General features: G+C 46.4%; 20 protein-coding genes and 1 pseudogene. 9 read left to right on the top strand and 12 right to left on the bottom strand.

The window, feature by feature from the left end; all coding sequences use genetic code 11:
• Nucleotides 1-125 precede the first annotated feature (125 nt).
• Nucleotides 126-791 carry a glycosyltransferase family 2 protein gene (locus MTH_RS01515; RefSeq protein WP_010875970.1) on the bottom strand — a complete coding sequence of 222 codons (666 nt, stop codon included), beginning with the start codon at nucleotides 789-791 and terminating at the stop codon, nucleotides 126-128.
• A 229-nt stretch (nucleotides 792-1020) separates the two neighbouring features.
• Between MTH_RS01515 and MTH_RS01510 the strand changes: the two genes are divergently transcribed.
• Nucleotides 1021-2217: a D-glucuronyl C5-epimerase family protein gene (locus MTH_RS01510; RefSeq protein WP_143485725.1), complete on the top strand. Its 1197-nt coding sequence runs from the start codon at nucleotides 1021-1023 to the stop codon at nucleotides 2215-2217.
• A gap of 10 nt (nucleotides 2218-2227) precedes the next feature.
• Here the strand turns inward: MTH_RS01510 and MTH_RS01505 are convergent, their stop codons facing one another.
• A complete protein-coding gene (locus MTH_RS01505; protein WP_269889826.1) occupies nucleotides 2228-2845 on the bottom strand; it encodes a glycosyltransferase family A protein in 618 nt (205 codons plus the stop codon).
• A 217-nt stretch (nucleotides 2846-3062) separates the two neighbouring features.
• Between MTH_RS01505 and cmr1 the strand changes: the two genes are divergently transcribed.
• From cmr1 to MTH_RS01475, 6 genes are read left to right on the top strand one after another with little or no spacing between them, the layout of a single operon-like run.
• Complete coding sequence (gene cmr1, locus MTH_RS01500) at nucleotides 3063-3803, top strand: type III-B CRISPR module RAMP protein Cmr1 (protein WP_048060794.1); 741 nt, start codon at nucleotides 3063-3065, stop codon at nucleotides 3801-3803.
• Nucleotides 3800-4585, top strand: a complete 786-nt coding sequence (locus tag MTH_RS01495) for an RAMP superfamily CRISPR-associated protein (RefSeq protein ID WP_010875966.1) — start codon at nucleotides 3800-3802, stop codon at nucleotides 4583-4585. Before cmr1 ends, MTH_RS01495 begins: the two co-directional genes overlap by 4 nt.
• Nucleotides 4572-7445 (top strand): CRISPR-associated protein Csx11, encoded by a 2874-nt coding sequence (locus tag MTH_RS01490; protein WP_010875965.1) that lies wholly within the window; start codon nucleotides 4572-4574, stop codon nucleotides 7443-7445. Before MTH_RS01495 ends, MTH_RS01490 begins: the two co-directional genes overlap by 14 nt.
• A complete protein-coding gene (gene cmr4, locus MTH_RS01485) occupies nucleotides 7438-8301 on the top strand; it encodes a type III-B CRISPR module RAMP protein Cmr4 (protein ID WP_010875964.1) in 864 nt (287 codons plus the stop codon). The genes MTH_RS01490 and cmr4 overlap by 8 nt, the downstream gene beginning before the upstream one ends.
• The gene (locus MTH_RS01480) at nucleotides 8288-8653 is read left to right on the top strand and encodes a hypothetical protein (protein ID WP_202943319.1); all 366 of its coding nucleotides are present in this window, start codon (nucleotides 8288-8290) and stop codon (nucleotides 8651-8653) included. Before cmr4 ends, MTH_RS01480 begins: the two co-directional genes overlap by 14 nt.
• A 3-nt stretch (nucleotides 8654-8656) precedes the next feature.
• Nucleotides 8657-9559, top strand: a complete 903-nt coding sequence (locus MTH_RS01475) for a hypothetical protein (RefSeq protein WP_010875962.1) — start codon at nucleotides 8657-8659, stop codon at nucleotides 9557-9559.
• A 532-nt stretch (nucleotides 9560-10091) separates the two neighbouring features.
• On the opposite strand, the gene MTH_RS10255 is transcribed toward MTH_RS01475, so the two are convergent.
• Nucleotides 10092-10262, bottom strand: a complete 171-nt coding sequence (locus tag MTH_RS10255; RefSeq protein ID WP_394295912.1) for a type II toxin-antitoxin system HicA family toxin — start codon at nucleotides 10260-10262, stop codon at nucleotides 10092-10094.
• Nucleotides 10219-10494 (bottom strand): type II toxin-antitoxin system HicB family antitoxin, encoded by a 276-nt coding sequence (locus tag MTH_RS01470; protein WP_238374223.1) that lies wholly within the window; start codon nucleotides 10492-10494, stop codon nucleotides 10219-10221. Before MTH_RS01470 ends, MTH_RS10255 begins: the two co-directional genes overlap by 44 nt.
• 1423 nt (nucleotides 10495-11917) lie before the next feature.
• Between MTH_RS01470 and MTH_RS10250 the strand changes: the two are divergent.
• Nucleotides 11918-15908 (top strand): annotated as a pseudogene (locus tag MTH_RS10250) (cobaltochelatase subunit CobN).
• 211 nt (nucleotides 15909-16119) lie between these two features.
• On the opposite strand, the gene MTH_RS01455 reads toward MTH_RS10250, so the two are convergent.
• From MTH_RS01455 to MTH_RS01425, 7 genes are all read right to left on the bottom strand, one after another.
• Nucleotides 16120-16464 carry an STAS-like domain-containing protein gene (locus MTH_RS01455; protein ID WP_010875955.1) on the bottom strand — a complete coding sequence of 115 codons (345 nt, stop codon included), beginning with the start codon at nucleotides 16462-16464 and terminating at the stop codon, nucleotides 16120-16122.
• A gap of 93 nt (nucleotides 16465-16557) precedes the next feature.
• Nucleotides 16558-17250 carry an ATP-binding protein gene (locus MTH_RS01450; RefSeq protein ID WP_202943317.1) on the bottom strand — a complete coding sequence of 231 codons (693 nt, stop codon included), beginning with the start codon at nucleotides 17248-17250 and terminating at the stop codon, nucleotides 16558-16560.
• A 220-nt stretch (nucleotides 17251-17470) separates the two neighbouring features.
• Nucleotides 17471-18823 carry an MATE family efflux transporter gene (locus MTH_RS01445; RefSeq protein WP_143485723.1) on the bottom strand — a complete coding sequence of 451 codons (1353 nt, stop codon included), beginning with the start codon at nucleotides 18821-18823 and terminating at the stop codon, nucleotides 17471-17473.
• Complete coding sequence (locus MTH_RS01440; protein WP_010875952.1) at nucleotides 18820-19260, bottom strand: MarR family transcriptional regulator; 441 nt, start codon at nucleotides 19258-19260, stop codon at nucleotides 18820-18822. Before MTH_RS01440 ends, MTH_RS01445 begins: the two co-directional genes overlap by 4 nt.
• A 79-nt stretch (nucleotides 19261-19339) precedes the next feature.
• Nucleotides 19340-21448, bottom strand: coding sequence for a DEAD/DEAH box helicase (locus MTH_RS01435; RefSeq protein WP_010875951.1), 2109 nt, complete (start codon nucleotides 21446-21448; stop codon nucleotides 19340-19342).
• A 50-nt stretch (nucleotides 21449-21498) separates the two neighbouring features.
• Complete coding sequence (locus MTH_RS01430) at nucleotides 21499-22734, bottom strand: BREX system ATP-binding domain-containing protein (RefSeq protein ID WP_010875950.1); 1236 nt, start codon at nucleotides 22732-22734, stop codon at nucleotides 21499-21501.
• A 10-nt stretch (nucleotides 22735-22744) separates the two neighbouring features.
• On the bottom strand, nucleotides 22745-23458 hold the full coding sequence (locus tag MTH_RS01425; RefSeq protein ID WP_010875949.1) for a hypothetical protein: 714 nt from the start codon (nucleotides 23456-23458) through the stop codon (nucleotides 22745-22747).
• A 196-nt stretch (nucleotides 23459-23654) separates the two neighbouring features.
• Between MTH_RS01425 and MTH_RS01420 the strand changes: the two genes are divergently transcribed.
• Nucleotides 23655-25844 (top strand): hypothetical protein, encoded by a 2190-nt coding sequence (locus MTH_RS01420; protein ID WP_143485722.1) that lies wholly within the window; start codon nucleotides 23655-23657, stop codon nucleotides 25842-25844.
• Here MTH_RS01420 and MTH_RS01415 read toward each other — a convergent pair whose 3' ends face one another.
• A complete protein-coding gene (locus MTH_RS01415; protein WP_048060792.1) occupies nucleotides 25845-26270 on the bottom strand; it encodes a YkvA family protein in 426 nt (141 codons plus the stop codon). It abuts the gene before it with no gap.
• Nucleotides 26271-26310: the final 40 nt, after the last annotated feature.

Here is a 26310-nt window from a genome sequence, read left to right as displayed (position 1 = left end):
CCACATTTGAGAAGGTAATTATGATCTTAAGGTTTTTCAGAGGCTCTCTTGAAATCTATTGGCTAATTTGAATCTTAGGTGCTTTCCTGTAGTTTATACCTTTATAAATGATGCTATTTTAATCCCTACCTCAACCTCTCAAGTACAAGTGTCCTGAATATCTTGAAGCCATCAGTGAATGATGAGAGTTTGGGTTCATCAGACCTCTTCCTGTAGGTTATGGGGACCTCAACTATCTTGAGACCTGCCCTGGCAAGTTTTGAGAACATCTCAGCCTCAAGTTCAAAACCCGAATAATTGAGACCCTCCTCAAGAATGTGACGTATTGCTCTCCTATTGAAGGCCCAGTGCCCGGTGCACACATCACTCACAGGGCTGTAGAGGATGGATGCTGTGAAACTCAGTATATGATTCCCGACAGTGTTTATGCGGGATATCGCACCATCCTCCTTTTCACCATTTAATCTGGATCCAAGGACGACATCCGCACCTTCGGCTTTGAGGACCTCAACAAGGACCCTGGAGTCATCGGGTAGATATGTTAAATCCGCGTCCATCATAACCGCGTATTCAGTACGGGTATTCCTGAAGGCTGCAACCATGGCATTGGCCTTTCCCTGCTTTCCCTCAAAGATGACCCTCACGCCACGGGAAGTAGCAATCTCAGAGGTCCTGTCAGAGGAATTATTATCAACCACGATGATCTCTGAGTCAGGACAAAGCATTTTTATCCTGTCAATAAGGGGCCCTATTGATTTTTCCTCATTATATGCTGGAATCAGAAAGGTCACATCCTTAATGAGAACACCTCACACATAATCATGATAAATCTCTGAACACATGACATTCTACTTTTAACAGTTAAATGAACCTCTCTTAAATATTTATCCTACATAAAAACCTCATCAATATGTAATAAATGTTCAGCTTCAGGTACTGTTAATATACGTAGAGATTTTCATGTATCTCATTAACAGGGAATGTGAACATACTTAAGCATTGCTGAAAATATACTATCTTATGAGGAATATATTTCTACTAGCTGTCCTTGCAGCCGTACTCATATCACCGGCATATGCGGATGACCCCCAGGAGGTAAACAGCACGCAGCTCCTGGAGAACAGCAGCAGCCAGAATGCATCGGTGACCCTTGAGAACCACCTCAACAGGTCATACTACCTCGACAATTACAGCAAACTCCTGGAAGATGCCCTCAGGAAGAACCGGGAGATCCGTAGCAGCCTCTACTCCATGTACAGGCGTACCGGTGACAGGCGCTACTATGTCGCCTACATCGATGCCGGCTACGCTGTGGGTGTATTCCAGAGGATCAAGGCAAAGAGGCCCCTCAGGAGTGATGAGAAGATCATCGAGATAAAGACGATACAGGCAAACAACGCCTACTTCTCACGCAGCCTGTCACCATCAAAGAGTTACGTCGCCATCGTATTCGGGAACAGGTCATCATACTACAGGAACTTCCCATCAGAGTACATGAGCAGCCTCCCCTTCAGTTACTACAAATACAAGGGGTGGAACATCTACCCTGTACTCACATCAAACCTTGCAGGTGCAAGCAATGATAGCATGTTCCTGGAGATCCTTGATGAGCAGAAACTGATGGTGAGCTTCAGGACCTACAGGGGTATGAAGTACGCTGTCTTCCCCATGTACTTTGACTACTGTGGTTCCGGGGCAGGGTGGCTTGACAGCTTCGCCCAGGGAAACCTGGCCGGCCACTACGCCAGGGCATACAGACTCACAGGTGACCCTGAATACCTTAAAATCTCAGATGCCCTCATAAACAGTTTCAGGGCACCAGCAGGCCTTGTTAAATCAACGAAGTACGGAAACTTCTACCTGCACTACAACTTCATGAGGCAGCACTACATACTGAACGCCCACCTCATATGTACCCTGGGACTCCACAGGGCATACACCTATACCGGGAACACCAGGGCCCTCATGCTCTTCAGGGAGGGTGTTTCAACCTTCAGGGCAATGCACCGGAGGTTCGACAGTGGCCGCTGGACCTACTATGCCGTGGATGGGGGGTCCTACAGGCCGGCCTGGCTGGCAAGTGAGGGCTACCACAGGCTCCATGTGCAGCTTGCAAACAGTCTGTGGAAGGCGACCGGTGACAGCTACTACAGGAGTATTGCACTGAGATGGAACAGTTACCTTAAGAGGAAGGGACTCAAACCCGAAAGGATATAATCCCAAAATTTTACCTTTTTATGGATCTTCTTATAAGGAACTCCCTGAAACCCCTTTGAATTGCCATTGGTAGATATGGTGTGTAGAATCCAAGGGATGTGCAGATGATTGGGGTACGGTGTTTCCTGATTATGAGTTCCATGGTGCTATAGTAATCTTCCGAGATGGAATAACCAGGTGATCCATGGTACGCACTTACAGGTATGGCACAGACATCATACCCTTTCGCAAGCACCGTGAGGCAGTAATCAACAGCGTAAAGGTGCCATCCGGTGCATGTCTCCTCATCAAATCTGTATCTCCTGAAAACATCAGCAGGGATCATGAAGAGGCACTCATCCACGGTCTGGACTTTAACGGGTCCATTTATCCTCCTCCCCACATTCACCGGCGGATCCCCATGTTTCATGTTTGAGAACACCCTGAATGGGGCGGAAACACCGGCAGCGCCGGCCACCCCCAGCTCCTCATTAGATTCTGAATAGGACTCCATCTGGCGGAGTTCCTCCGGTGAAACCTCAACGTCCTGGTGGGTGAATATAAAAACATCACCCGATGCCATCACCGCACCATGATTGAGAGCCTCAGCCGCTGATCTGAACCTGCCCCCCGTGTTATCCAGGAGAATGAGCTCATATTCATCAGATGATTTCCTGAGATTCCTCAGAAGAATCTATTAATCATTGTAGACACATATCACTGATATCATGATGTGGCTCCAGCTTCTGGTGACCAGTTCTTTCATTCCACCGGCTAATAAATGCTCTGAAATTGATGTCACTGCAATACATTTCACAGGAAAAATCTTAAATACATGTGAATAAATAATAATGAGGGGGTGTTCCATGGGAGGACCCAGAACATTCAATATTGAACTCCAGATTTTAAATGAGATATTCACAGGGGGCCCTGAAAGAAGATCAGAAGTTATAAGAGATACTGGACTCATAGGAAGTCTCAGATGGTGGTATGAAGCACTTATCAGGGGTGTCGGAGGGACTGCCTGCGATCCTTCACAGGGTCCACCATGTGAAGAAAGGTTACACTGCGATGCCTGTGAACTATTCGGATGCAGTGGCTGGTCCAGAAAGTTCATATTCCGATCCCGTGAAGAATCAGATAAGACCCTCAAAGTACAGATCACTGAACTTAGAAGAATGGAAGATGTGGAGTTAGCCCTCCTCAATAAAACATTAAGTATAATAGAAAATTACGGTGCCATCGGAGGCAAACTTGCCCATAGGAAGTACGGTATCATAAAGATAAAAGAAAATGACCTTCGTGATTTCACACTTGAGAAATCAATGCTGCAGGGTTACCTCCGAAGGGAGGGTCCCCACGTTGATAACCCCAATTTAAAAAGATTCATTTTTATTAAAAACCCAAACTTCCAGCTCGTAAAGAGGCTCAAAAATGATTGCCGCTTCCTGAAGGGGTCCAGTAATAGGGGTAAGCGTTACTTCAACAAAGATCCACCAGGAAGTCGACTTTTTGCCTATGCAAATGAAGATGAATATCCCAGACTCTGTGAATGTGCAGGTGAAGAAGCAAAGACTGGAGAAGAAGTTTTAGGGGGGCTTATTTGAATTTAGATGGGGTATATGACTTCTATCTTCATGAAAAAGAGGGTGGAATCGAAGAACCAAAAAGAAAGATTATGGATGCTGTGGCTGGTGATCATAAAGATGACTTCAAAACATTTTATCCCTCCCCCGATGATCTGAATTATCTTCCCATGAACTCAGTTCTCATCGGATTCCAGTTCACTCTTAAGAAACCCTACACGAGTAGAGGTGAATCAAAATTTTCAGAAAACCTCATTGTGAGGGACCAGTTCACAGGTCTCTGCATGGTGAGACCATCCACATGGAAGGGGAACCTTAGATTCGCAGCCACAAAATTAATGGGCCCCAAAAATTCCATTATCATAAGACTTTTTGGTTCAAATCCTGATAGCGAGGACATGATAAAAGGCAGACTTTATTTTTTCCCTACCTTTTTCAAAGAAGGTGCAGAAAATGATGTAATAACACCATTAAAAAGAGAGACCCGGACTCCGGCGAGGGGGCCAATACCTCTTGAGGTTATGAAACCCGGCACCAAAGGAGATTTCTACCTTCTCTACGTCCCTTATCTAGGAAACGAAAATTTTGGAGATGAGATTAAAGAGGATCTGAAACTTATCGCGGAAGCTTTAAAATTAATGTTCTATACCTACGGGTTTTCGGCAAAAAGAACATCTGGATTCGGGGTAATAGAAAAGCAACTGGAAGGAAAGTTGTGGATGAGAGGAGGTGTCTCTAAGAATTTCTCAAACTTGCATGAGCTATCAGAGATTTTGGATGGTTATGGGTATGAGCAACATTAAAAATATCAGAAAAAGAAGAAAAGAAGTATTGCTAGGAGAAATAGGAGCCCTGCTCCATGACATCGGCAAACTCCATCCAAATTTTATCGGGACCAACTCTATAGAGAAGATGCCCCCTAGATTCTTTCATGCAAATATTGATGATTTTTTGAAAACAGAACTGATATCAGCTCTAAAAGCATTTGAGGACCTGGAGATTAATGTTGAGCCAATAAGAATATACAACATTATCAGCGAACATCATAGAAATAACGTTTTACAAGGATGTGATCGTAAAGATTCCGCGGATGACAAGGGTATTGTAAGGAGAAAACAGTCCATAACGGATACTGTTATATCATCACCATTTGGTTACCCTAAAGAAAAAATCCATCTGAATTGTCTCCAGAAAGAGTTTGATGATCTGCAGACAATCCTTGTAAGACTTTTTAAATATTACATCTCTGGAGTTGTGAATTTAAGCCTTTTTAGAAGGATGCTAATGAAAGAAGCCCAGGTGTTTTTTTCTCATGGTCTTGGAGAGACAAGAATTCCATCCAATGATGTCACTCTATGGGATCATTCATATTCAACTGCATCCCGGTTTAAGTCTATTCTGGTAGCAAATCTTTGCGGAGCAGATATAAAAGATCCAGAACTGAGGATATTCGGAATATTCTGGAATGGAATAGAATTCATAAACAAAGGGAGGAAAATTGCAGAAATTAAAGCAAGAAAGGAAATCATTGAGAGAATAAAAGAAAAACTAAAAGGAAAGTTTGAGGATGAGATTCCCGTTGGAAATTCAATCTATGAAGATATAAATGGGATTTGTTTCACCTTCCCGGAGTTTGACCGGGCGGAAGAACTCGCAAATCAATGTGCGAAAGAAGCTTTGAAGATTTTTTTAGAGGAGAGTGAAAATGAATTGTGGCCTTTTTTCACTTTGAGCAAACCCTCAAAGACGCTTACAGTACTTGCCAGTGAACTTAAATTCGCATCCTCCAGACGTGTTTACCCGAAAATAACCCCCGCACTTTTTATCGATAAAAAACAAAAAAAGATAATAGCTGATAATCCAGAGATGCCAATCCCCCAGGAAGGAGAAGATATTTGCCCCCTTTGCAGGTTAAGGGCAAAACCTATTGAGAAAGAGAGATGTGAGATTTGCAGTGAAAGAATACGGGGAAGATTGGCAAACTGGAGTAACAAAAAAGAAAACACTATCTGGATAGATGAGGTGGCAGATAAAAACAACAGGATTGCTTTAATTGCATTAAACTTTGACCTTGATAAATGGTTTGACGGGACAATGGTCGGAACCATCTATTCACAGACCTACAAGGACTGGAAACACAGCAAGAAGTGGGAAAAGAAAAATGTAAAGAAAAATGCAAATAGTGTTCTAAATGGTCCAATTGAAGCCATCAAGGATCATGTTTATAAGATACTAAATTATATATTGGAAAATGAAGATTCAAATGAGGAGAAAGCAGCTAAATTATTAGATACTTTCTTCGAAGAAGAGATAGGTCTAAGAAATAAAAAAGACCTTAAAAAAGAATTTAAAAACCATCTTCAGAATATAAGAGAGAATATAGGAGCCGATCTGAACAAAGAGAACCTTGCCACTTATCTTTTCACCCAGAACCCGTCTCCTGCTCGATTATACAGGATCTGGAAAGAAACAGAGGAATTCTTTGACCTGCTAATTAACAAGATAACTGACATTTACGCTTACCGCTGGAAAAGGATAGGATTTTCCATAGATACCCATGAATTAAAAGGCCGATTAAAGGAAGAGTACAAGAATATCAAGGAGCTGGAAAAAGGTTCCCTGATCATTAAGATAAGCGGGTTAGATCCGGAAACACTTCTTGTTTTTCACGACAGAAACGGAGAATTTTACACCATAGAATCCCTTGGAAAGTTCAAGTTCAAGAATAAAGTCGGAGAAGAAGCAGTTAAAGAAGCACTAAAACAGGGTATTAAACATCTGGCCCCAGAGGATGAACCAGAAAAAAACCTGATAGAGGTCGGAAAAACAATAAAAACTGAGGACAATCTTTATTTCGAAAAATATTACCCGTTAATTGAAATAAACAGATCCCCCCTATCTCTTCGATTCATAGTCCCTGCTCTGGATTCAGTGAAAATCATAGAAATGATAGCAGAGTTATACAATAAAAGATTCGAAAAGGTGCTGGGAAAACTGCCATTGAATCTTAAACTTCTCGTGGCGAAAAGAAAGTTCCCACTTTACATTCTCCTCGAAGCAGAGAAAAGAATGCTCAAAGATGAAGAATTCAAAAAACAGACACCTATGGATCCTTGGTGGAGTGTAGAGAGGCTGGATGAACATTACAATTTTTATCCAATAAAACCAGCGAATGGAGAAAAATACACCCTCGATGATCTATCACGACTATCCAGAGGTAAAATTTTCTACCTCTACCCTGGCTATTTTGACTTTGAACTGCTCTCAGCAACGACCGACAGGTACAACATATGCTATGAGGGTAAAAAGAGAGGTCATGAGGATCACAGATTGTTTTCAGGAAGACCCCTTTACTTCCATCAGATCCCACAAATACTTGAATTATGGGATTTATTATCCAGCAACCTTTCTAATTCTCAAATAAATTTCATTGAAAAGGCGCTCACCTCAAAATTAAGGGAATGGAAAAACGTTAAAGATGCGAATAAGGAAAATACATTCAGAATATTCGCAGAAACAACATTAAAGGATGCATTTGGACATAAATGGGATGGATTAAGAGAAGAAAACAGATTCTTCCTCATATCCTCCTCAATTAACATGCTTTTACTTGATACCATCAATCTCTTCACTCATGTTACGGGGTGCCTGAAAGATGAATAGATCTTTAGAGCCTGAGAAAGTATATGCAAGAGCCCTTGACCCCGTCCATATAGGGGCAGGTGGTTACAGACTGGGAAGAGCAGATAACACAATTGTAAGGGAACCATCGACGGATATTCCAAAAATACCTGGAACCTCGATTGCAGGAGTTACAAGAGAGTTCTACACAGCATACCTGGCGGAGAATGAGTTCGGAGATAAAAGTGCTGAAGAAAAGAGAAAACGTGCAGAAGAAAAGGCTAAATCTATCTTTGGCGATGAAAACAAAAAAGGCGTTCTACGATTCTATGATGGACAGATATTATTCTTCCCTGTCTCCTCAGTCAGGGGCACAGTATGGATCACAACAGAACAACTTTTTAACTACTGGTGTGTAAAAGACGAAAAAATAAGCTATGAAGATGAAAATAAGGTCTATGCGATCAGAGGGGAGCTGAACGGAAGATTGAATCTTGGCTGGTTACTTTTCGAAGTGAACTCAGAAAAAAAGGAAGATGTTGATTTACCAGATGAGATAAATGAATGGATAAAAAGGGCTGTCATAGTACCTGAAAATTTATTCTCTCCGATTGTAAATGATAATCTTGAAGTGAGAACATCCGTACGGATAGATCCCGAAACCGGAACGGCAGTGGAAGGGGCATTGTTCACTTATGAGGCGATACCCAGGGGGACCATCTTTGGATTTGAAATTGCCACTGAGAAAGATGAAAAGAGAAAGGAAGTATTAAATGCTGTCTCACCATACCTTAAATATCTCGGGATAGGTGGAATGGTTACAAGGGGATTCGGCAGGCTTGAATTAGCTGCAGAACATTCTGAAGATGAACAGGTGGGAACTGATGTTAAACCTTGACTATATATGCATGCAGTGCGCGCAGAAAATAGCTGTAAAAAGCGACAGAAATCTTGCAAACCATCTTAGGAAAGCCCTTGGAGTTTTGCAGGAAGATGGAGTTTATGCAATGTTTCTCTGGTTAGAGGACAAAGAAAAGAAGAGGGTAAGGAAAGAACTCACTGATATGTTAAACAGGCCAGAAATAAGAGAGTGCCTCTTGGAGGATTCATCCAGTTTTCCCGACAGTTTCAAAGAGTTCTGTGAAAGACTAAGAGATGTTGCCCGGGATATCTACAAATTACTGTTCATGAAGAGACTCATTGAACGCACCTTGATTTATTCTCTGTATCATGCAAAGGCAGGGGAATGAGGGATGTGGAGAACGATCAATGTTGTGTTTAAGTTAAAAACCCCACTCCATATTGGCTATCTACCATCTAAGAGCTCGGTGGTTTCACCCACAAGATATTATATTCCCGGAAGGAACCTGTGGGGTGCTGTGACAAAAAGGACAGCAGAAAATCTCTTCAAAAAACCTGCTGCCCATCATTATAAGAATACCGGTAAAGACATCATGAATAATTTTGTATTCTCATATTTCTATATCTATGATGGAAAGACGATCTATTCTCCATCCTACACAGATGAAGGGATTAAATACGGTCATGATATTAAGATAACCAGAGCAGAATTTGAACATAGATTTATAGGCAGTCAGATATCCACAGCCATTGAGCCCGGTTTTTCAACCGCAAAGGATCAGAGCCTTCACGAGATTGAATTCATAAATAACAAATCGTGCGACAAAACCGAGACCCCAGAAGACGTTAAAGTCACAGGATGGATCTGGATCAAAGAAGATGCAAAAATAAATAACAGGGAAGTGGATGTCGATGCCGGAATCTTTATCGATAACTTCAATATCATCCAGGAGCTCATTCTGGGGGGAGAGTCAAAATACGGCTTCGGGCACGTACTCCTTGATGGAGTTAACAAAATAGATCCCCCATTTGAAGTGAAAGTCGAAGACAGCGTTACGGTATCCAGTGAGTTCTTAATCAGCCACTTAAAATATGATAAAAACCTGAATTTCATGGGGGACCTTGAACTATTAGCAGGGAGAGGCTACTTTGACCCTGAAACCCGGAGGGGAGGTTCAGGGCCAGGAGCAACCATATCAAAACCACAATATTATTTCACACCCGGAACAAAATTAGAGGATAAGACCTATTTCCAGATGAGATGGGACGGTAAATTAATGAGATTATCAGCCTAATTTTCACATATCATGTCAAATCTAGGAGCGCACTGAACATAGATCTGTTATGCTTGAAGAGCCATCTGAGGCATGAGTTACCGTGAATTCACATCATTAGTTTAATGTCTTCAGTGATCTGGCTTTATGATTCTCATACTACCAGGAAATTCTCAGATGCATCGGATATGGGTGAACTGCTGGGACGGTGCATTTACTGCATGGAGGTCCAGTGGATCACCATTTATGGAAAAGGACCAGTAAGTCTGCGCTTATAAAGCCATAGTGGGAAAAGTTACACAACTGCTCGTGGACACCTGGATAATATACTTGCTCAGTCTTCAATGAAGCCCTAAACACGATTCAAGGGATACCCAATAAACCGGAAAATATAAACAGTGGAGTATGTAGGGGACATTCAACGGCAAGAAAAATGAACACAAACATCATCTCAGGGGCAGGTGAAAACCGCAAATATGATTTCTACAGAGCCGTTATTTTAGAAGCTCCAGAAATCTTTCACGTGTTATCTTTGCCCGTTTAAGAATAGAATTCAGAGTCTTTGGTGCAATTTCGTCATGAAGTGGGACAATAACAACCGGACCTCTTTATCTACTTTTTTAAGTTTCCTGTGACTTCCTTTTCCACCTGCATTCTTGAAACCATCCTTCTGGAGAGCTTTACAGACTTCCACTCCTGATAGGGGCGGTATCCTCCCAGTCATGTATTTCAACACTCACATACTGCTCCTTTTTTGGCACCACGAATTTCTTGATCTTGGTAGAATATTGTCTCAGAACATCCTCATCATTTAAAAATAACTCAAGGGCCTCTTTAAGATTTTCTACTGCACTTTCCTCACTTTTACCTCGACTGACCACATTAAATGGCTCGCAGATTGCAATGAACCAGTTTCCTTCTCTTTCAATTGATATGGGGAGTTCTAATTTGTACATAGCCACAAAAAAATCACCTGCTCCTGCGGTCTTTTCTGCTACAACGAATTATATAACTTATAATATTTATATGCTCTGTGTTGTTGAATCTCTACAGAGTATCCCTTATTAAGCTGATAGGAGTTCACTTCCGCCAAAAATCAGGAAAGAGTCTGTTTAATTTTTTATTTTTTGAATTAAATTTGGATATGTATGATAAAGAGATTATTGCCAGTCTAGTAACCGCCAGCGCCCGAAATCTATATTGAGAATGATTTGATAAAGTTTACAGGCATAGTCTTCAAGTGCCCGGGAGAGCTTACCAGTCCTCATCTTAAAATACATTCAGTATCTCATGGCTTACTGTGCTTTAAGACAGGCTCGAAGAATTCACAGGCAGAAGCCTCACATAAAATAGAGTGAACCAACAGGCCATTTAATGGGATTATGCAACGTGGGCATCACTCTAGGATTCTTAACGGATCTTTCAACAACATCTGATCTTCTGGATTCTTATCTTTCATGGATATCCCTGATTTTCGCGTCGGGTACTCCTGAGCGAAGGATCGACTCATAAATTCTCCAATTCTATCATATGACTGAGATCTCTAAAACTCTGGACCTCTCCAGTCTCCTCACTGAAATGATTCAGATTAATCTACTCAGAGCAGTTATTCAGTGCGCCCAGAGAGACCACGAAGAAACAATAAAGAATGTAGGGATGATCAGTGCCGCAGCCGGAACAGAAAGATAACCCACCAGCTGCCCATGAGGAGGTATCAGACAGCGTACCTCCTGAGCCTCCCGATGAAGAGTCTGGCCCACAGTAGGCCACCAGGCTACCCCCGATGTCACCTGCAACGACACCCCACCAGACACCGCCTCGCCGAGGCCCAGGGTCACGGCAAGGAGGTAAGCGAAGACAGCCACCAGGAGGACCTGCCTTATCACCGAGAGCATGAGGGACGTCATCCCGCGCCCCGCGCCCTGGAATATGGACTCAAAAAATAAAAAGAGGCATCCCTCCTGCGCTGTGTCCACGGAATTAGAAAAAAAAACAGCTGAAGTGGGCTAGTCCAGGGGATAACAACGACCCATAAGAACATGTATTCTCATCCAGAAGATATGAAGGGGCTCATGAATAATCAAGAGGATACAGCACCCCCAAAAAAAGGAAGATACACCCCACATGTTTCAGCACGGGGATCATTCCACAAGGAAGATGCGCCTACCTGCAAGGCCACAGCCTGTAATAATATAAAATAAAAAATTGTTAACAAGATTTATATACCTCCTTTTTTAAGTTTTACTTGAAATATTTTAAAATAAACCTGAAAAAGGTGAGCTTGTGAAGAAGCATATACTATACACTGCACTTGTGATCTGTCTATTTGCAGCAAGCGGGACATCATTCGCAGAGAACGGCACAGCACAGAACCAGAGCATGCCAGAGATACTCATAGTGAGCTCAAGTCCCAATGAAATTGCACTGCTAAACCGGGTGGCCAATGACAGCGACATTAGAAACATCATAAAGGTACGGGCAGAGAGCGGTAGAACAGAAACCAACCTCACTTACAATATAAGCGGCGACGTGATAATCTTCGGCACAAGGAGTGGTCTTTCCTCACCTGTATGGGAGGCCCTCAGCGATAAACTGAGAGCTGCCCGGGACAGTGGCTCAACCATAATGATATGCGTTGAACCCTTGGCAAGAGACAGTTACGCGCCGATCCTGAACCTCCAGACAGTGAGCACATCAGACCCCCGGTTCAATGAAAGCCTCAGATACCTCAACTATACCAGCGAGAGGAACCTGAAGAACCTCATCCTCTACCTGGCGGCGTCATTCTGCAACCTCAATGTGACCCCATCAGCACCTGAACAGCGCCCACTCTGGGGCATATACCATCCAGATGCACCGAAGATATTCGGTAATCTCACAGAATACCTGGACTGGTACAGGGGGACAGGCAGATACCATGAAGGCTTCCCAACCGTCGGGATACTGAGCACAGAGTACACGGACATGGCAAGGGACGGTCCACTACTGGATGCACTTGTAAGGAGCTTCGAGTCAAAGAATGTCAACGTCATAGTCTCAACCTACACCTACAGGGACGCCAATTCAATGAAATATATCATGTTAAATGGAAAGGCAATCATCGATGCCGCGGTGTTAATCTCAAGGGGTGCCACTCTGAATTCACAGAACTGGACAGGAGGTGTTGAGGATCTTCAGAAACTCAACGTCACGGTTCTCAACGGTATCAGAATATTCTCAACCAGCATGAACCTCACATCCTGGGAGAACAGCACCCAGGGCGTGCCTTGCTCTGAAGTCTACCAGTTATCCCTTGCAGAGATGGATGGGATAATAGAGCCCATAGTCATAAGCGTCAAGGAAACCGACCCTCTTACGGGTGTCATATACAACAGGCCCATAGATTACCAGATAGAGTGGCTAGTGAAGAGGACCATCTCTTGGATGAACCTCAAAAAACTCAGCAACCATGACAAGAAGATTGTGATAACCTACTACAGTGAGGGTGGGGGGAAGGCGAATGTTGGTGCAGACATCGACTACTATCTCAATGCCCAGGCAAGCATAGCAGCGATACTGAAAGCAATGCAGGAGAGGGGATACAACGTCGGCAACAGAACACTGCCCGGAGAGGCAGAACTCGCACACCTCATGGCAGAAGTTGGAAGCAATGTGGGCACATGGGCGCCCGGTGAACTTGAAAACAGGGTGAAATCTGGAAGTGTCATACTGATACCGGAGGATGAATACCTCAACTGGTTCAGCGAACTGCCTCTGGATATGCAGAGGGAGGTCACAGATGCATGGGGCCCCGCCCCTGGGAAACCTGATGGTCTATACGAACAGCACCGGAAAGTACATTGTCATACCAAAACTGGAATTCGGAAACATCCTACTCGCCCCTGAACCGGTGTGGGGCTGGCTGCAGGATAACACCACACTCTACAATACAGGGAAACTTCCACCGACCCACAACCTGCTCGCATTCTACTGGTGGATGAGGAAGGTCTACCGTGCAGACGCCATACTATCAGTGTTCAGTCTCGTGCCCCTGATGCCGGGAAAACAGGAGGGCCTATCAAGCAAGGACTGGGGCGCTGTTTTACTCCAGGACATGCCCATAATCCACGTGCTCCCCATGGACGCCCCCGCAATCTTTGACAAGCGAAGGGCAAACATGCTGATCATAAACTTCATGACACCCGTACTTATACCCTCCGGACTCTACGGAAACCTCTCCGAACTCTATGATAACATCAGACTATACATGGAAACCGTTGATGACACCCTGAAGAATGCTTACCGTGATAAAATCATAAACCAGAGCCGGACAGTGGGATTCAACTACACAGGCGACAGTTTCGATGAATTCCTCGCAGATGTCACAGCATACCTTGATGATATCAGAAAAAGCTACATACCCTATGGACCACATGTCCTTGGAAGAGCACCCGAAGGCGAAGAACTCATACAGCTATTAATTGCGATGCTGCCCCCAATCAATGGGACAGCTACAGAGAGTCTGCTGAGGGAGGTCGTGCTGAACAACCTCACACCCGAAGAGGCTCAGATCAGAACCACTGGTAGCTTAAATGCTACCATAACAGGCTACCTCCAGCTTGCCATTGAGTATACACAGAGAATCCGTAACTGCACCAGCGAGATAACAGCCATACTCACAGCCCTTGAAGGTGGATACATAACACCCGGTCCCAGAGGTGACCCTATAAGGAACCCTGATGCTCTCCCAACAGGAAGAAACCCATATCCACTGGATTCAAGGACAATTCCAACCAGAACTGCATGGGAAACTGCAGTGAAACTCGTTGACAGCTTCCTTGAGGATTACCTGAGTAAACATGGAACCTATCCCACAAAGGTTGCATTCGTCCTGTGGGCCTCAGAGACCATGAGGCACCAGGGAGTAATGGAGGCAGAGATACTCTACCTCATGGGTGTTAAACCTGTATGGGACTCAAAGGGCAGGGTCAAGGACGTTGAACTCATAACAAACCTTACAAGGCCTCGCATCGACATTACAGTGGTTACCTCAGGACTCTACAGGGACCTTCACATGGATATAATAACCCTCATTGACAGGGCAGTTAAACTCGCTGCTGGAGCCAGCGACACCCCCAACCATATCAGGAACAACTCAGAAACCATCTACCTGAAACTACTGGGAGAAGGTTTCAGTGAGACCGATGCAAGGAGATTATCCCTTCTCAGGATATTCTCTGAGGAACCGGGCGCCTATTCACCGGGCCTCCAGGAGGCAATACCTGCAAGTGAAACCTGGAATAACAGTGATCAGCTAGCCAGTTTCTACCTTGAGAGGGTCTCATCGGCCTACGGTGAAAATATCACTGGATTGAAGGTTCCCTCCATCTTCAGGGAGAACCTTATGGATGTGACTGTGGCCATGTTCAGCAGGAGCTCAAACCTCTACGGTGCCCTTGAACACCCAATGGTAGCAGCCTACTTCGGAGGCCTCAGCCTTGCAGTGGAGAGAGTTTCAGGTTCAAAACCAGAGATGTACATAAATAACCTCCGCAGTGATGCAAAGATAGAAACGATGAGCCAGTTCCTCACAAGGGACCTCCTGACAAGATACCTCAACCCCAGATGGATTGAGGGTATGATGAAAGGCGGCTATGACGGTGCAAGGTATATTGATTCCTTTGTGGAGAACCTCTGGATGTGGCAGGTTACAAATCCAGAACTGGTATCTGAATCGACATGGGATATGGTGAACAGCATCTACGTGAGGGACAGTTATGACATGGGTCTGAATGAATTCTTCAGCAAATCAAATCCCTATGCAAGGGCTTCAATTATTGCAAGGCTCATCGAAACAGTGCGTAAGGGCTACTGGAGCCCATCAGACCAGGTTAAGGCTTCCCTTGCCAATGAGTATATCAACATGGTGAATCAGTATGGTGTTGTCTGCTGCCATCATACATGCGCCAACATAGTGCTGAATCAGTGGATAGTCAGCCTCTCAACATTGAACAGTGCCGCGATTGAGAAGTTCAAACATACAATGGCTGCCGCATGGGGAGAGAATCTTCCAGCTACTGATACAGATAAACCCTCAAACGAGGGCAATGGAGAACATTCAGTGTCAGATGGTTCATCACGAGGTGAATCCGATGCCATGAGTGCAGCGACATCTTCAGGAACCTCAGGTTCGGCAGGAGTTTCACAATCTACCTCAGCATCCTCATCACCCACTGAAAATGGTGATGTAAAGGCTTATGAGGTAGCAGCATCAACAGAGGGTACTTCAGAGACAACACAGATGCCAGTTTACGCCCTCATTGGCATCATTGCAATAGTGGGTCTCATGGGTGCAGGTTACCTCCTCAGTGGACGTAGAAAGATAAAATAATCCCATTTATTCTTTTTTTGATTATAAGAGCATTTTAACGTCAAATTTTGCTTTTTGACCGAATTGCATCTAATCTGTTTCAGACAGCATACGCTGAATAATATAATGGACAATTAAATGTATTGCAGAAGACAACCTTAAAGGGGTCCGTGAAAACACAGTTTCAAGAGTATCGTTAGCCCACACAAGGAAAATGATTTCTTTACTAAATTTAAGCTATTTTAATAGGATGCGGTGTAGGCGTCACCCTAATTTTTCGAGGATTCTTAAAGGACCTTTCAACAACACTTAACATCTTCTGAATTGAAGGACACTTATTTTTTTCATAAATATCCTTTTCTGACTTTGATTTTCGCATCAAGTACTCGTGAGCGAAGGATCGACTCATAAATTCCACGCCTTCGAAATCTAATTCTATTACATTCGCATCCAGTCTGTTTATCTCCTCAAAAAGATCATCCACATAATCCCTGAAAGCCAGCAGTGCACCGATGTGCTTTTCCAGCCGTATCTTTTCAATTTTATTTTTCATATCCACATCCCGTCCTTTTCCCACGGTAAGATGATTACCACCACATTAACATACATATATACTTTTCTAGAGAGCCACAAATGGTATTCAGCTAACAGTGCCTATGTTTATATTTTGTTAAATGTATTTATATATGTTAAGCTTCCCTTCATGTATGCGCAGGCTGACTAATGTCCCTTGAAACTCATTACCTAACTCATACATCTTAGCATCCTGAGATTTATAAAAAGCCCCCTTTCTAGACACCACTAATAGTTCGCCTTTCCCACCCTCAACAAATATTTTAAGTATGTTATTAAGACCATAACCTCTTTCAGGATCTCCAGGGTAAGTAACTTTAGTGGATTTTCCATTTATAGCTTGTATTATTGCTTCAGAGTCATATTCAAAGTAATAATCATGATTCTCAAAATTCTGAGGTATGCTTACACCATCATCAAGAAAACATATCTCAATGAAACCTTTCTTAGGATATTTTTGCGCCAGAATATAAGCTGAGGTGAATTTTGAATGCTGATAAATATTATCGGTCAACTCGGAGAGCAAAAAGCATAAAGCATCCTTCCCACCATAACTTTTATCTAACAAATCATATACGTATTTGAGAGGATCCCTTTCGGATCTGTCATGTAATAGTTCAACGAAGGGAATGTATGTTTTTCCTTTGCCAGGATTTCCCTGTTCCATAACCTCAAAATAATGCTTCACACCCGGATGTAACTCACACCTCAAAGATTTTGTTTTCTTCAAATGGAAAAGGGGAAGAAGAGTAGTCGGATAGAACCAGGAATACTGTCTTAGATCCAGCATTCTATTATCATTCACCCGAGAACGTATTTCAGAGTATGTAACATAATTCTCAATCAATGGGGGATCATTCATAAATATATTTTTTATAAACTCATTGATAAGTATTCACCATAAGCTGATAAAAACCTCACACGCTGCCGTTGAAGAAAAAAGGCTTCTGAGACTAATTTATAATCCGCTTAGGAGAGTGGCTGAGATCTTCATATGAACTTTAAGATGATCAGGCAGCGTACCTCCGGAGCCTCCCGATGAAGAGTCTGGCCCACAGGTAGGCCACCAGGCTACCCCCGATGTCACCTGCAACGACACCCCACCAGACACCAACCTCACCGAGGCCCAGGGTCACGGCGAGGAGGTATGCGAAGACCGCGACCAGGAGGACCTGCCTTATCACCGAGAGCATGAGGGACGTCATCCCGCGCCCCGCGCCCTGGAATATGGACCCTGACATTATACCCGGGGGCAGGAAGATGTAGAAGAGGCATATGACCCTCAGGAACCCGGTTATCCTCGGGGCCAGATGGGATGATGCCTGGGAGTAGGAGAATATCCAGGCTATCCATGGCGCCAGGACGAATGTGAGGGCCGCCGTGGCCCCCGCTATCAGGAGGCCCAGCCTTATTGAGTAACCGTGGGCCACCTCCAGGTTTTCGAAGTTCCTTGACCCGTATGCCACGCCAGATACGCTCACAAGGGCTGTTGCCACCGATATCACCGGGACTATGGCGAGCATCACTATCCTCCACCCTGCGGAGTATACAGCCACCGCCGAGGTCCCGGCCACAGATGTGAGTATCCAGTTGAGGAGGGCTGTTACCATGGACATGACCAGGAACTCGGCACTTGCGGGTATGGTGACCGAGAGGATGGACCAGACGACCCCCCGGTCGGCCCTGAAGTGGCTCCAGCCTATGGAGGTGAAGGTCCTCCCTGCGAGGAACCAGTAGATTATGAGGAGCGACACCAGGAGCTGTGATATCACCGTGGCCCAGGCCGCCCCTGCTATCCCCCAGCCCGCCGTGTAGATGAGGATGGGGTCCAGGACCATGTTGAGGACAGCTGATAAACCCATGGCATACATGGGCCTCCTGGCATCACCCTCAGACCTCAGTATACCGTAGGCAGCCCCGGGGAAGAGGGTGAAGAGGGTACCCGCAAAGACCACACTACCGTACTCCATTGCCGGTTTCAGGGCCCCGGCGGCGCCCAGGGAGAGGAGGATGTCCCTCAGGAGGATCTCGATTATCACCGTCAGGATTATTGAGACCGCCAGTGTGATGATGATTGTGTGGGATGCGCTGTTGTTCATTCCCTCCTCATCACCGGCACCCAGGCACCTTGAGACCGATGATGCTGCCCCGGCGCCTAGGCCGTTGGAGAGGCCCACGAGGATCATGTAGATGGGTGTAACGAATCCTATGGCTGCGAGGGCCTCGCCTCCAAGGCCTGCCACCCATACCGCGTCCACGAGGTTGTAGATGGATGTGAGGAGCATTGCAACTATGAGTGGCCCTGATAGTTTGATGAGGGCCCTCCTGGGGTCTCCCCTTATGATTTCGATTCCCTCGCTCACCTCCACTCACCCCTCATCCTGACTGCCTCCTCTGCCAGTCTCCGGCACATCTTCCTGAAGAGTTTCCTCTCATCCTCTGTGAAGTCTCTGAAGAGGAGGTCCTCCCAGCGCTCCTCAACCTTCAGTATGAGGGGGATGATTTCCTCGCCCCTCCTGGTTACCTCCAGGATGTACCTGCGCCTGTTCTCCGGGTCCTGCTCTCTCTCAATGAATCCGCTCTCCTCCAGGCGCCTCAGGGTCCTTGCTATGGTTCCCTTGTCCACGTGGAAGAAGGTGGCGAGTTCATCCTGTTTTATCCCTGGTTCCCTGTGGATCCTCAGGAGGCATGCCACCTGGGCGTCTGTGAGGTTCAGGTGTCCCAGCTCCCTCCCGATGAAGACCCTGTGACTCCTGAGGATTATTGAGAGGAGTCCCTTGAGTGGTATGTCCCTGTCCATGCTGATCTATCTGGTGGGAAAACATATATAAATGTTGTCATTGCAACTGTTGCATCTGCAACATAGTCCAGAAAAAAGACTAGAGTTTGAAGTCATGGACCTCCACGGGTCCATTATCCCGGAGGAGCCTGAGCAGTTCATCGGGCCTGTAGAGGAGGCTGTACCTCATATGTGCGGCCACGTCCCCGGGGAGGTGCTCTATGAACTTGTTCTTAACAAACCTGTCAAGGTTATCCTCCAATCTGAGGAGGAAGTCCTCCTCTGAGATGATGGCTGGTATATCCCGGAGGGTGGATTCAATGTCATGGTAATCAAGTCTGGCACTGAAGGATGAGGTGAAGGCACTGTTACTGATACCGTGGACCCCGTGCTCAAGGCGGAACACATCGGAGATGAGGGCGTTAACCCTCTCCCCGGCGAAGGTGTTGATTTCTATCCTCTCCCCGATACGCACCGGGATCATGCCATGGTCCAGACCCTCAGCTGAGGCCATCTCCATGCACGACTGGACCCGGGCCTGTGATCCCGGGTCGAGCCACCTCAGGAGGCCCCTGTCGAAGTCCCCGAGGAGTATATCGTAGACGTGCCTTGCAACCTCAAAGGTGGTGGGGGCGCCTCCACTGCTCCAGTCAGGTATTTCAGCATCCCTGGTGCAGGGTTTGACCCTCACGATGAACCTTTCATGGTCTATATCCTTCACCACCCACTTCTCACCACCCAGTATGAATCCCCTGCCCACCTTGAGGTAGGTGACGACAAAGAAGGAGTCAAGGGAGCCTATGACCTTTGTGCGGTGTTTAACTGTGAACTCATAGTTGGGTGGGAAGACCGTGTAGAACTCCAGGAAGTTCATCTTACCGAAGGTCTTCTCGAAGTTGAATCCATGGTGGATGTAGGGGCCATGGACCCTGAGGAAGTCGTTCTCCACCATGAATTCAACCAGGTGCCTGAAGTCGTCGGCATCCAGATCCGAGAATACATGTGCCCTGCCAAGTCCCCTGTAGATATCCCCTGGAGTGGGCTTCTCAAGTTCAAATACCGAGCTGAGGATCTGGTGGAAGTATATGTCAAGGGGCCTCACCGGGATCCTCAGATCCTCAAGCCTCCCTGATAGGGCCAGGGACGCCACTGAGAGGGCTGTTAGAGCCTCCTTCTCCTGGAATATTATGGTCCTCTGAAGGCCCCTCCTTCTGCCGCTCCTCCCGGTCCTCTGGAGGAACCTGTTCACGCTGGTGGGGCTCCTTATGTGGATCACCACGTCGATGTCACCCACGTCTATACCCAGTTCGAGGGTGCTGGTGTTCACCATGAAGGCCGCTGATACTGACCTGAACCTCTCCTCGGCCTCCTCCCTTGAGTCCCGGTTAATGGATGAGTGGTGGATGAAGACATCAACATCCAGGCACTTCCTTATGATGTTGTAGTACTTCTCGGCGTCCCTGCGTGAGGGTACAAATATGAGGACCTTCTTCCCTGTGAACCTCCTCAGCACCTCAATCAGTTTATGGTGATTTAACTCGAATATCCTGTACTGGAGCTTCCTCTCGGCAGTATCCCTCACAACAGCTCCGGATGGGCTCATCCAGTTCAGAACCTCTTCAGGGTTTCCTACGGTTGCAGAGAGGCCTATCCGCTGGGGCCTCACCCCTGTGTACCTCTCAAGCCTTGCCAGGAGGGAGTTCAGCTGAACACCCCTGTCAGCCTCTATGAACTGGTGTATCTCATCCACGATGATGTAGCGGAGGTTTCCAAGGATCCTCTCCTTCTCGGCCCGGCTCCTGTTGATCATCATGACCTCAAGGGACTCGGGTGTTATGAGGAGGATGTCTGATGGGTTCTTAATGAACCTCCTCTTCCTGTTTGCCGGTACGTCACCGTGCCACTTCATGACCTCCAGGTTGAAGTGGTTGCCCCACAGTTCAAGGCGGCTGTGCATGTCATTTATGAGGGCCTTGAGGGGTGATACATAGAGCATGCTGACCGGTGGAAGGCCCTCGCTGAGTATGGAGTTGAATACCGGGATTAAAGCCGCCTCTGTCTTACCCGATGCAGTGGGTGCCACTATGAGGGTGTCCTCGCCCCTCCCTATGGCTTCAAGGGCGGATTTCTGCACATCCCGCAGGCTCCTCCACCCGAGCCTGTTTGCGAGGAAGTGCCTGAGGCGGGGGTTCAGGGATTCTGCAGACATGAGAATGCTCCCGGTGCGTGCCTGGCACGGCCAGATACTGGATGGGGGGACTAGACCCAGTCCTCATCCTCCTCAAATTCCATCTCCTTCTCCTCGAAGAGATCCAGGATTTCGGCCTCGCCACGGAGTTCAGGGTTCTGCTGTACAACATCCAGGACACTTATGAATGACTTGACAAAGTTCCTGGGGGAGATGTAACCTGTCAGTTCAGCGTTGGCCTCATGCCTTGAGATTATGCCATCGAGGGATTCCCTCACAGGGTTGGCCTCCCATCCATAGACCTCCTCGTGCATGGCTATGAGTCTCTCGGAGAGCTCATGGAGGTTCTCCCTCCTGAAACCGTCAAGTCTGATGATGGGTTTTCTGAGGTCCTTGAATTCTGTTTTGATGGCGTCCTCTATCCTCTCATTGAGGGCTGTGTAGGATGGCACTCCAAGCTTCGGGTCCTCGAAGAACTCGGGTGTGCCTGCAAATATGAAGAGGGTGTTCTGGAATCTTCCAATGCTGCACTCATCGTATATGAACCTCATGTAATCGTAGGCCGTGTCCCTGAGCTTCTTGGTGTGGAGGGTCATTATGTGCTCTGCCTCGTCGATGAGTATAATCAGCCCCGAATACTTCAGTGCCCTGAGGAACGATGAGAGGGCCTCCAGGTACTTGAAGGCGTTCTCCCTGTCAATGTCCCCCTTGACCCCGAACTGCCTCTTTATGGTGAAGGGGATGTTCTTCTCTCCGCTGAGCCAGCCCATGGCGTACCTTGCTGTCTCCTTGTCACCCCTGGCTGAAAGTTTGTAGTAGTTCTCGATTGCAGCTGCGAAGGTGGTTGAATGTTTCCGGACCTCATTCAGGTCACTGCTGATGTTGTCCAGCACAATCCTCTCCTGCTGGTAGGGGTCCGTGGTCTCCCTTAGGGACATCATCCGGAGCTGTGTGATCCATTTTTCGATTATATGCTCAAGGGATACGCCGGTCTTGCAGCGGAGTGAAGCCACGATATTCCTGTATACAACCTCAAACTTGTTGAAGGGAACGTCACGGCTGAGGGTTACCTTCGCCACGACGAAGTTATCTGCCAGGGCCCTCCCTTCGAGTAATTTCAGGAAGAACGACTTCCCCGACCCGAACTCTCCATTGAGGAACCTTGTTATGGCAGCTCCCTCCTTCACCTTGCCGAGGATCTTGTCGAACTCCTCAATCTCCCTCTCACGACCAACGCATATCTCACCCACACCATCCGGGGGGACGTTACCATTTTTAAGGGCGTTTATAATCCTTTCTGCGTCCATACTAAGCCTCCTATTCCAGGGATATCAGTCCAAAGTCTCTTCCAGCCCCTCTGCTGTTGTAGAGTGTCACTATCCTCTCGGGATCCCTTGAAGGGTAATGTTTGATTCCGGTCCTCCAGGCGTTTACTGAGTAGAATTCCTCCAGCTCCTCATAGGACTTCCTGATACCGTACGTTCTGATGAACTCGTCGAGGAGTTTTATGAAGGACCTTATCTCCATCTGCTTCCTGCCATCGGTCCTCCTGAGTAAGCTGTGGAGGCCCATGATGGAGTTGATGAGGAATTCGTCCATGCTGAAGGATAGCTCCTCAAGGTAGGCAGGGAATCTGTCTATGAAGTTCGCCCGGGAGCGTATGATCCTGAAGTCACGCTCATCTATCCTTCTGTACTCTGATTTGAGTGTGGATGACCATCTTTTAGGTTCAACAGAAACAAGTTTGTCCCGGAACTTTATCAGTGGTAATGGTGGGTTGAAGAACTTTATCCCCCGGAGTTTCAGCTTCCTTGGGGATTCATAGTAATCATAGAGGGTCTCAGGGGAACTGTAGACCTCATCCACCATGGTGTAGGCGACGAATGAGAGCGTCCTCCTTCCATTCAGTGGTATGGCCCTGAAGATGAATATCCTGTCACCGGCACGTATTTCGTTTATTAGCTTCCCCCTCCTCTTCACCGACCCGATCACCAGGTTCTCTGATATATCTTCAAGAACATCATCATCCACCCTGTGAAGCCAGAATCCTGGCTTCCCGGTGGGAACCAGTCTCTTCTGTTTTATTTGAAAACCCCCTTCCCGGTATTAAACACATTTAAAGATTTCTGAGGATTGATAGATAAATTTTTTTATAACCCTATGAATGTGAATACTTTAAGTACATGAAAAAACATTAAATTGTACTGTATTGAGGGGAGTATGCCGTATGAATAACTGTGTCCTCTGCCGTAGAGAGTCCCGTGAACTCATATGTCCTTCATGTGGCAATGAATCATCTGATTCATCATGCAAGAACTGCAGTGTGGATGATATATGTGTCTGCAGTGAATGCTACGATAGATACCTGATTTTAAGGGCCATCGAATCACTGGAGGGTATGGGGCCCTTCAGTCTGAAGGAATTCAATGAAAGGGGCCTTGAAACAGGACTATTCTGGAAACTCCTAAGGTGGGGGTTCATAAAAAGGCATGGATCTAAGGGACTCAGTGGCAGAAAATATGTCCTCACCGGGAAATGTGAAGAATTCATGGAACTCAACATGGGGTTCAACTCAGCGGTTAAATCACTCCTCAGGAAATCCGGGACACCCGGAGAGCCTCTGAGTGGATCAGAAGAGGAAGGAAGCACCCGGGAATCATTGAATTCAACTGAAGAAACAGGCCCCAGACCATATTCAACTGAAGAAGATGGTGAGAACCTGAATGAAAAATCGGGTGCTCCTGAAACTGACTATTACGCTTACATTGGACTGGGATCTCATAAATCAGAAAAAACCAGGGATGAGCCTGTTAAACTGGAAGATGATCCGAATGCGCCCCTGAAACCTGGCAGTGACTCTGAGCTCTGCCGTGGGTGCATGGCGGAACTTGAGACAGAAACCGAAAGGTGCCAGGGGATCTGCAGGGAATGCTCAAGGACCCTCTATGCCCTTGAGTCCCTTGAGGAGATCCTGCAAATCTTTAAACCCGGCGATGAGTTCAACGTGAATGAATACACATCCGGCATGGATGATCCCGACAGGACAAAATTCATCGCCATGACCTGGATACTCGATGAGTTCGGCCTCCTGGACTATGACCATGAATCAGGGATGTGCCGGCTGGGACCGGATGATAAGCTCCAGAGGTTCATCATAGAGAACGTGGAGCTAAAAAGGTGCAGACCTGAGACAGAGGAACCTGTGGCCCCAGGGGTGGAGGAGGCTCCTGAGGGTGGTGAACTGGAATGCTCAATATGTGGGGAGACCCTACCGGTCACAGAGTTCCAGCTGAAGGACGGAGAAGACCCCAGGTGCAGGGAATGCTCAAGGAAGTGCTGCGCCGCAGACGCCCTCGTAAGGATAAGGAGGCTGGTTGAACCGGGAGTGGAATTCACCGTCGATGATATAATAGATGATGAGAATGAAAGGATGGGGGTTATGGCTGACATCTGGATCCTGCAGGACTTTGACCTCATTGAGAACGACCCTGCCCTTGAAACCTACAGGTTGAAACCCGACGAGGAATTGAGGGCCTTCCATGACGCCTACGGTGAGGGGGAGCTTCCATCAGAATCCAAGATGATGAGGACATGCCCCCTATGTGGCAGGACACTGAAGAGGTCAGAGTTCCACAGTAACTCTGATGGGAAGCGGGAGGAATGCCGGGAATGCTATGCTAAAATAGTTGCATGGGAGATATTCACAGAGATCGGGAAAGTCGCAGGGAAGGGACCCTTCCGGGAGGAGGACCTCCTGGAATCCTTTGATGACCCTCAGCTCCTCCGCGCCAATATCTGGACCCTCCAGGACCACGACCTCCTGGAGGAAACCCCCGACGGATTCATCCTCAAACGCAACCCCGGGATCGAGGAGCTCTACCTCAGACACATTGAAACAGAAGGGGAAACCCTGAAACCGGGAACAGAACCAGAAAAAGAAATCACAGAAACAGAACAAACTATAACAGAAACCCTAGAAACAGAACCAGAAAAAGAAACCCCGGCAGAACAACCCACAACAGAGACCCTCGAAACAGAACAACCTATAACAGAAACCCCGGCAGAACAACCCACAAGAGAGACCATAGAAACAGAACTCCTGATAGAACCAGAGAAGGAAGCATTAAAGGAAGAACCTGAAGATAATGGTGTCCAGAGGAAGGAGATACTCTACATAAACCCTGACGGCGAAAACCTCAACCTCATGATGAACTGTATTGTGAGCGGTAACGTTGTCATTGAGACCATGAATGAACTGAGGGACCTCATACCCTCAATGAAGAAGTGCATGATCCTCAGGGATGATGAGTGCTTCGAACTTCTGATTGAAATCAGTGTAGAGAAGCAATCCCTTGGAAACGTCCTCGGAGTCCTTGAAGATATGAAATGGGAGAACAGGGTTCCTGAGAATAGCTGATCAGAGCAACCCCACATAATCCAGAACATCACTGGTTTTATCCCTCAGGACATCCTTTGACCTCTCATAGCAGAGCTCGACGACCTCCTCAAGGTCATCCTTCCCATCCCAGTACTCTGAGAGTAGATCATAGCCGTAAACGTCCGCCAGGATCCTTATAACGTATGCTGTTATGAATATGTCGTCGATGTAGCCATATGCACCGTATACTGTCTCCGGTATGATGTCCATGGGAACAACGTAGTAGGCTATTGCAGCGCTAATCTTAAGTTTAAGCTGGCCTTTAAGGTGCTCATAGCCCAGAAAATCCGTGAGTAACTTGAAGAGTTTCGGCCCGTAATCTATGAAGGATGCGTACTCCCCATTATATGATTCAAGGTTTTCAACAAGCACATCATAGAAATCCCTAAAATCTGACTCTGTCATGAATACCACTGTAGAATACTTTACACATCAAGATACTTAT

Origin of the sequence: Methanothermobacter thermautotrophicus str. Delta H (assembly GCF_000008645.1) — an archaeon.
GTDB classification, from domain to species: Archaea; Methanobacteriota; Methanobacteria; order Methanobacteriales; family Methanothermobacteraceae; genus Methanothermobacter; species Methanothermobacter thermautotrophicus.
The sequence above is the reverse complement of the archived record's forward strand: the minus strand, read 5'-3'. Positions and strand labels throughout refer to the sequence as shown.

What these genes read in the sequence shown, in the direction of transcription:
- MTH_RS01510 (WP_143485725.1), top strand. Translation starts at nt 1,021, where the DNA reads ATGAGGAATATATTTCTACTAGCTGTCCTTGCAGCCGTACTCATATCA.
- cmr1 (WP_048060794.1), top strand. Translation starts at nt 3,063, where the DNA reads ATGGGAGGACCCAGAACATTCAATATTGAACTCCAGATTTTAAATGAG.
- MTH_RS01490 (WP_010875965.1), top strand. Translation starts at nt 4,572, where the DNA reads ATGAGCAACATTAAAAATATCAGAAAAAGAAGAAAAGAAGTATTGCTA.
- cmr4 (WP_010875964.1), top strand. Translation starts at nt 7,438, where the DNA reads ATGAATAGATCTTTAGAGCCTGAGAAAGTATATGCAAGAGCCCTTGAC.
- MTH_RS01480 (WP_202943319.1), top strand. Translation starts at nt 8,288, where the DNA reads ATGTTAAACCTTGACTATATATGCATGCAGTGCGCGCAGAAAATAGCT.
- MTH_RS01475 (WP_010875962.1), top strand. Translation starts at nt 8,657, where the DNA reads ATGTGGAGAACGATCAATGTTGTGTTTAAGTTAAAAACCCCACTCCAT.
- MTH_RS10255 (WP_394295912.1), bottom strand. Translation starts at nt 10,262, where the DNA reads ATGACTGGGAGGATACCGCCCCTATCAGGAGTGGAAGTCTGTAAAGCT.
- MTH_RS01470 (WP_238374223.1), bottom strand. Translation starts at nt 10,494, where the DNA reads ATGTACAAATTAGAACTCCCCATATCAATTGAAAGAGAAGGAAACTGG.
- MTH_RS01450 (WP_202943317.1), bottom strand. Translation starts at nt 17,250, where the DNA reads ATGCTGGATCTAAGACAGTATTCCTGGTTCTATCCGACTACTCTTCTT.
- MTH_RS01440 (WP_010875952.1), bottom strand. Translation starts at nt 19,260, where the DNA reads ATGGACAGGGACATACCACTCAAGGGACTCCTCTCAATAATCCTCAGG.
- MTH_RS01435 (WP_010875951.1), bottom strand. Translation starts at nt 21,448, where the DNA reads ATGTCTGCAGAATCCCTGAACCCCCGCCTCAGGCACTTCCTCGCAAAC.
- MTH_RS01430 (WP_010875950.1), bottom strand. Translation starts at nt 22,734, where the DNA reads ATGGACGCAGAAAGGATTATAAACGCCCTTAAAAATGGTAACGTCCCC.
- MTH_RS01420 (WP_143485722.1), top strand. Translation starts at nt 23,655, where the DNA reads ATGAATAACTGTGTCCTCTGCCGTAGAGAGTCCCGTGAACTCATATGT.
- MTH_RS01415 (WP_048060792.1), bottom strand. Translation starts at nt 26,270, where the DNA reads ATGACAGAGTCAGATTTTAGGGATTTCTATGATGTGCTTGTTGAAAAC.